At 69.7% G+C, this 7,410-nt stretch carries 4 protein-coding genes; 3 read left to right on the forward strand and 1 reads right to left on the reverse strand.

Annotated elements, in window-relative coordinates; genetic code table 11:
* The first annotated feature begins 19 nt into the window (after nucleotides 1-19).
* The 3 genes from ACFWRV_RS32985 (at nucleotide 20) to ACFWRV_RS32995 (ending at nucleotide 6,428) form a co-directional block, all read left to right on the forward strand.
* A complete protein-coding gene (locus ACFWRV_RS32985) occupies nucleotides 20-3,760 on the forward strand; it encodes a CDP-glycerol glycerophosphotransferase family protein (protein ID WP_384339587.1) in 3,741 nt (1,246 codons plus the stop codon).
* The gene (locus tag ACFWRV_RS32990) at nucleotides 3,753-5,228 is read left to right on the forward strand and encodes a hypothetical protein (RefSeq protein ID WP_384339588.1); all 1,476 of its coding nucleotides are present in this window, start codon (nucleotides 3,753-3,755) and stop codon (nucleotides 5,226-5,228) included. The genes ACFWRV_RS32985 and ACFWRV_RS32990 overlap by 8 nt, the downstream gene beginning before the upstream one ends.
* A 66-nt stretch (nucleotides 5,229-5,294) precedes the next feature.
* Nucleotides 5,295-6,428 carry a hypothetical protein gene (locus ACFWRV_RS32995; RefSeq protein WP_384339589.1) on the forward strand — a complete coding sequence of 378 codons (1,134 nt, stop codon included), beginning with the start codon at nucleotides 5,295-5,297 and terminating at the stop codon, nucleotides 6,426-6,428.
* A 3-nt stretch (nucleotides 6,429-6,431) separates the two neighbouring features.
* Here ACFWRV_RS32995 and ACFWRV_RS33000 read toward each other — a convergent pair whose 3' ends face one another.
* Entirely contained in the window at nucleotides 6,432-7,358 is a 927-nt protein-coding gene (locus ACFWRV_RS33000) for an endonuclease/exonuclease/phosphatase family protein (RefSeq protein WP_384339590.1), read from the reverse strand.
* Nucleotides 7,359-7,410: the final 52 nt, after the last annotated feature.

The following is a 7,410-nucleotide window of genomic DNA, read 5'->3' on the forward strand; positions in this document are numbered from 1 at the left end:
CATTGTCCCGTTTCAGGACGTGGAGACCTACCTCACGGAGTGCCTGGAGTCCATCGCCCGTCAGACCTTCCGCGATTTCGAAGTGATCATGGTCGACGACGGGTCGACCGACACCTCCCCCTCGATCGCCGAGAGGTTCTGCGCCGAGGACCCCCGTTTCCGGCTGATGCGCCAGGAGTCCCACGGCCCCGGGCACGCGCGCAACACCGGGCTTCGGGCGATGCATCCCGAGGGCGAGTTCCTGGTCTTCGCGGACGGCGACGACGTCATTCCCGAGTACGCCTACGAGCTGCTCGTGCGCACCCTGACGGAATCCGGATCGGACTTCGTCTCGGGCAACGTGCAGATGATGAACTCCACCAAGAAGTGGCAGTCCCCGCTCCACAAAGGACCCATGCAGCGGGACCGCAGGGGCACGCACATCACGCGCTTCGAAGCCCTGATCTACGACCGCACCGTGTGGAACAAGGTGTTCCGCCGGTCCTTCTGGGACCACCACTTCATCGAGTTCCCCGAAGGCGTCCTCTACGAGGATTCCTGGGTGAACATGTTCGCGCATTTCCGCGCGGCCAAAGTCGATGTCATCACCGACATCGTCTACTTCTGGCGTCGCCGTGACGGCGGCGCCGCCCCCTCCATCACCCAGCGCCACACCGAGGTGTCCAACCTCCGGGACCGGGTGGCCGCGGTGCAGTCGGTCAGCCGTTTCCTGGGGCAGCACCGGTCCCGCCAGTTCCGCGACCACAAGCGCAAGTACGACCTCGCCTGCCTCAAGTCCGACCTCATGCTGCACCTGAAGGTTTTGCCCGACGCCGACGACGCGTACCGCGACGCGTTCATGCACTGGGCCCAGGAGTTTCTCGCCGAGGCCGACTTCGACATCATCGAGGAACTCCCCGCCGACGCCCGGATCAAGTGGCTGCTCGTCCACCAGGGGCGGCTCGCCGAGCTCCTCGACGTCCTGGAGTTCGAGCGCAAGGGGGGCCCGCTGCCGGTCCGCCGGCGGCTGCGCCGCTACCTCAACTACCCGCACCTGGAGAACCGCGAGACCGGGCTCTACAAGAGCGACTACCGCCTCGACAAGGAGCTCTCTCCCTACAGTTCGCTCTCCGAGGCGACCTGGGACGGCGACTCGCTCGTGCTCAAGGGCTCCGCCTACATCCGGTTCATCAATGTGCACAAGCGGCACATGTCCACCAAGGCGCTGGCGCTCCGGAACAAGAAGACCGGCAGCAAGCTCGTCAGCCGCGCCCGCACCACGTACTTCCCGCAGGCGACCGAACACTCCAACCAGAACCGCTACTGCTACGACTGGTCGGGCTTCGAGAGCCGCTTCGACGTCACCCGGCTGCAGCGCAAGGGGCAGTGGGTCGAGGGAACGTGGGACGTGGCCGCGGGCGTGTTCAGCCGAGGGCTGTTCCGGTACAAGGGGATCAGCCGGGGCAGCGCCGGATCGGCCGCCAACCCGGCGTACCGCTATGTCGACAAGAACACCCGCATACTCCCGCTCTTCGTCCAGGGAACCCTCAAGCTCCGGGTCGAGATCGTCCGGTGCCGCATCACCCGGCACCGGGTCGTCGGGGACCAGCTGGAGATCGGCGGGGTGCTGCTGGCGCCGGCCGTCCCCGAATGGGGCAAGTTCCGCGTCACGAGCATGAACGGCGCCGGCCGGCACGACTCCTGGCTCTCCTTCCAGCCCGGCGGGGAGGGATGGTGCACGTTCACCACCCGGGTTCCCCTCGCCGGCCTCGTACCGGGTTCCCGGGCCGACGGCGACACCGTCCCCCAGGCGTGGACGATGGGCAGCAACGGCTGGAAGGCCACCGTTCACCTGCCGGGCCGCAAGACCCCGCTGTACCCCGTGATGGCGCAGGACACCGAGGACGGCCACTACCGGATGCCCGACGCCCTCCAGACCGAGGAGCGGGACCGCGAGGTCGTCGTCCACCGCAACGGCTCCGGGTACCTCGTGCTGTTCGAGCGCGCTGCCCTGCCCCTCCTCAGCGACGGCGAATGGCACGCCGACGGCTCCCTGGAACTGGTCTGCGACTACGCCTGGGCCGGCCTGCTCACCGCCGCCGAGCGGACCAGCGCCCACCTCGTCGTGCGCTCGCGCGCCCACGGCGCCGAGCGGGCGGTGCCCATCCAGTGGAAGGGGCACCGGTTCCGCTGCGTTCTCACCCCGGCCGCCATGCGCACCCTCGCCGGAGACATCCCGCTCGCCGCCGGGCGCTGGGACTTCTTCCTCCGTCGGCAGGACCCCTCAGCGGTGTCCCCGGAGGAGCGCTCCCCGGACCTCATGGTCAAGATCGAGCAGGACATCGTCCCGTCCATGCCGCAGCACCACCAGGTGGGGGAGCGCGGTTACGAGCTCCAGGCCGAGGCGTACGACCGGCTGTCGCTCCTGGTGAACTCCGCCATGCCCGAAGAGGCGCGAGGCCCCTACCGGCAGAAACTCCTGCGGACCAAGGCCTATCCGCAGGACCGGCGCGCCCCCGTCCGGCCCGCCGTGCTCTTCGACGCGTTCAAGGGCACGCAGTACTCGGACAGCCCCCGCGCCGTCCACGAGGAGCTGGTCCGGCGGGGGGCCGACCTCGAACACCTCTGGGTCGTCCGCGACGACCAGGTCGACGTGCCCGAGACGGCCCGCGCGGTACGGATGTGGTCGCCGCAGTGGTACGAGGCCCTCGCCACCTCCCGCTACGTGGTCGCCAACAACCACCTCCCCGACTGGTTCCGCAAGCGCCCCGAGCAGATCGTGGTGCAGACCTGGCACGGCACCCCGCTGAAGAAGATCGGCCACGACATCGAGTCCGTGCACTTCGCCGACCAGCGGTATCTGGAGCGGGTCGAGAAGGAGGTGGAGAACTGGGACATGCTCGTGTCGCCCAACAGCTTCTCCACCCCGATCCTCCAACGCGCCTTCAAGTTCCCCGGCGAGATGGTCGAGTGCGGCTATCCGCGCAACGACATCCTGCGCCGCCCGGACACCGGGGACCGGGAGCGGGAGATCCGCCGACGCATCGGCCTCCCGCGCGGCAAGCGCGTCATCATGTACGCGCCCACCTGGCGGGACGACCAGTTCTACGCCCCGGGGAAGTACAAGTTCGACTTCCGGATCGACCTCGACGACGCCCGGGCCCGGCTCGGCGACGACCACGTCCTGCTGGTCCGGCGCCACCCGAACGTCGTGGACCCCGTCCCCGGCGCCGGTGACGGTTTCGTCTTCGACGTGTCCGACTACCCGGACATGGCGGACCTCTCGCTGATCGCCGACGTGATGATCACGGACTACTCGTCGCTGATGTTCGACTACGTCAACACCGGGCGTCCCATCCTGTTCTTCACCTACGACCTCGACCACTACCGGGACACCCTGCGCGGCTTCTACTTCGACTTCGAGCGAAGTGCCCCGGGCCCGCTGCTCTTCGAATCCGCCCAGCTCATCACAGCCATCCGCAACGTCGACCGGATCCAGGCGGAGTACGGGGAGCGCTACCGCTGGTTCCAGCGCGAGTTCTGTGATCTCGACGACGGTTACGCCGCGGCCCGGCTCACCGACCGCATCCTGATCGCCGGGGGCGACCTCGACCCGGCGCGGGCGACCGCGCCCGCCGTGGGCTCGGTACCGCCGCCCGCCCGGCCCGTCCGGCCGCTTTCGCAGCCACGACCCCGGTGGACCGCCGGCGCCGCCCCGCAGCAGGTGCACACCCCGACCGCGGACCCGTTCCGCCAACCAGTGGAGGTCGTCCATGTCTGACGCGGACCCGAACGCGCGCCGCGTGTTCAGCGGGGTCGAGGCCTCCGGCGCCCACCCCCTGGAGTACCGCTTCGCCCACGCCAAGAACGGCAACCGCCACCTCGTGGTGGTGTTCGCCAACCTCAACGCCCCGGGGGAGTGGGGCTGGGCGAACGGCGTCCTCGACAAGACCCGCGCCAACATTCTCTGGATCCGGGACCAGTTCGACGGCCACAACAGCTACTACCTCTGCAAGGAGATGGACTTCTCGCTGGAGCAGTCCGTCATCGGCCTCATCTCGCGGGTGATGAACGCCCTGGAGCTGACGCCGGACCAGTGCACCATGTACGGCAGTTCCAAGGGCGGAACGGCCGCCCTGCACTTCGGTCTGAGGTACGGATTCCGGAACATCGTGGCCAGCGTGCCCCAGTTCCGTATCGGGACCTTCGTCCGGGAGTCCATGCCGGGCGCCGCCCGCCTGATGATGGGCGAGGTGACCGAGGAGAAGGTCCAGGTCCTCGACTCCGTCCTCGCCGACGTCGTGCGCACCAGCACCAACCGCGACGCCAACATCTACCTGATCTCCTCGCCCCAGGACGAGCAGTACGCCCGGCACGTCGAGCCGTACCTGGGGCTGTTCCAGGGCTATGCGAACTTCAACTTCGTCTACAACGACTCACCGCTGATCGCCGGGCACGGCAAGGTGACCCTGCGCAACCTGCCCACCATGATGGGGCTGTTGAACCTCCTGGTGGACGGCATCACCCCGCGGATCGGCGTGGTCAGCAACGGCGGCGAGCAGCCCGGTCGCGACACGTCCGCCATCGACGCCTACCTCAAGGCCACCTCGCAGATCCAGGCCGAGGCCTTCGCCGCACCGGTGGTCACCCTGCCCGGCGGACAACAGGAGATCCCCGGTAACCAGGTACGTTTCGCGGGCCGTGCCCCGGGCGCCGTGCGCGTCAGCATGTGGGAGAACGGCAAGTACCTCACGTCGCCGCCCGTCGAGCCGGACGGCAGCTGGTCCTGGGAGCCCGAGAAGACCTGGTCCCCGGGGCGTCACGTCATCCGGCTCTTCGCGGTGGACGCGCGGAAGTTCCACAGCGAGCGCGCCGAGATCGTCTTCACCGCCCTGCCGCCGGCCACCGCCCGGGCGCCTCAGCCCCCGGCGGCGCCGATCCTCACGGCACCGGTCCCGCACCAGCAGCTCCAGGGCCCGTCCGTCCTGTTCACCGGCTTCGCGGACCCCGGCACCCAGATCGTCCTCCGCATGGAGGGCTCCGTCCTGGGCACCACCATGACCGGACCGGACGGCAGCTGGTTCTGGGAGCCCGACTGGACCTGGCCGGAGGGATCCCACACCTTCGAATGCCTCGCCGTGGACCGTGCGGGCCTGGAGTCGGCGGCGACCCCGGCCGCCTTCACGGTCGCCGGGGCCCCCGGGGGCTTCGCCCCGGCCCACGCTCCCTACGCCCAACCACGGTACTGACACCGTACGAGAGCACGGGCCGCGTCGGCCGACGCCGAAGCCCCTCCAGAACCGGAGTTCGCCACCATGTCCGCATCACCGTCCGGCCTGCACACCGGCATCGACACCTCCGACGCGTACCCCGTGCACTACCGCTTCAGCCCGGCCACGAAGGGCAACCAGCACCTCGTCGTCGTCTTCGCGAACATCGCGGCGCCCGACGACTACGGCTGGTCGAACGGGATCTTCGACAAGCTGCGCGCCAACGTCCTGTGGATCCGCGACGACTTCGACGGCAGCAACAGCTACTACCTGTGCAAGGGGATGGACTTCACCCTGGAGCGGTCCGTCGTCACGCTGATCGCCAACGTCATGAACTCCCTCGGGCTCACTCTCGACCAGTGCACCCTGTGGGGCGGCTCCAAGGGCGGCAGCGCGGCGCTCTACTTCGGGCTCAAGTACGGCTTCCGCAACATCGTCGCGCTCGTGCCGCAGTTCCTGATCGGCACCTATCTGCAGCACAAGCACCCCGCCATCGGCCGCTTCATGATGGGCCAGGTCACCGAGGCGAACATCCAGGTCCTGGACCGGGCGATCCCCGACCTGGCGGCGTCCGGGGCGAACCGCGGGGCCAACATCTATCTGCTCTCCTCCCCGCAGGACGAGCAGTACCCGGTCCAGGTGGAGCCGTTCCTCCCCCTCTTCCAGAGCTACGAGAACTTCAACTTCATCTTCAGCGACTCCCCGTACATCACCGGCCACACCGAAGTGACCCGGCGCAATGTGCCGATGCTGATGGGGCTGATGAACTTCCTGATCGACGGGATGCCCCCGAGACTGGGCCAGGTCGTCAACGGGCGGGAGCGCCCGGACGCCGACCGCTCGGCCATCGACGCCTTCCTCAAGGCCACCTCCCAGGTGCGGGACACGTTCTCCGCGCCCCTGGTGCACGCCCCGTTCCCCGGACAGCAGGTCCAGCCGTCCGTCCGCTTCACCGGCTTCGCCCAGGGCGCGGTACGGGTCAGCGTCTGGGAGCGGGGCAAGTTCCTGGGCTCTCCCGACGTGGCCGGCGACGGCAGCTGGTCCTGGGAGCCCCCGAAGCCCCTGTCGCCCGGCGACCACCTGGTGCGGATCTTCGCGGTCGACGCCTCCGGGTTCGCCTCCCCGACGACCGATGTCGCCTTCCGGGTGGAGAACGCGTACGCCGCGCCCCGCTTCTGACCGTCAGCCGGTGGTGAACCGCAGCAGCAGCGCCCAGTGGTCCGACGCCGGTGAGCGCAGCACCGAGCACTCCCGGCGCTCCAGACCGGTGAACAGATAGTCGATCTTGTAGCCGCTCTGGTGGGTGTCCCGCGGCCCGCCGGACGGCCCCGGCCGGTCGCACTCCCGGTAGGCGCCGAACGGGCCCTCCACCCGGGACCACGCGGCCGCGTCGGCCGACCCGGGCGGCGCGGTGTTCAGATCGCCGCCGAACACCGTGCGCGGCCCCGCGGCGGCGCCCACCAGAGCACGCAACTGCCGCTCGCGCAGCCCCGCGTCCACCGCGCGCGCCCCGCCCTGCTGAGGGTGGAGGTGCGTGGTGCAGATACGGACGTCCTCCGCCGCCGCCGTGGCGCAGAGGATGTTCCGGCGCAGCCCGGCGGCGGGCTGGGGCAGCGGGACGTCGGTGACCCCGGTCAGCGGCAGCCCCGACAGCATCCCGTACCCCGCGGTGCCCCGCCCGTCTCCCGTACAGCGCACGGTGGACCGGCGCCCCTCCCGGACCGCTGTGTACGGCCGGAACAGGCTGCGCCACTCGCCACCGAGCGACGCCTGTACGGAGTCGAGGTCGGCCGAGCACATCTCCTGGAGCAGGACCACACGCGCCCCCGACTCCCGTACCAGCGCCTCGATGCGCGCCCGCTTCTCCTCGGCCGACCCGGTGTCCTCGCAGTTCCACTGACGTACGCCGCAGACGTTCCAGGTGGCGACGGACAAGGTGCCCGGCGCGTGGGTGGCCTCCGGGGCGTCCGGGGTCCCGGAGCCGCCGTCATGGTCGAACAGGCGGAAGCCGACGGCCAGGCCCGCCAGCGACGCGAGCACCACCGCCGCCACCACCCACAGCGATCCGCCGCTGCGGCGGTGGCCTGTGCGCGCACGTCGTCCCGGCATCTTCCCGGCCTTTCCTCGGCATGACGGAGCGGGCCGCACGGCCTCCCGGCCG

This window comes from Streptomyces sp. NPDC058576, assembly GCF_042718715.1.
In the GTDB taxonomy this organism is placed as follows: Bacteria; Actinomycetota; Actinomycetes; order Streptomycetales; family Streptomycetaceae; genus Streptomyces.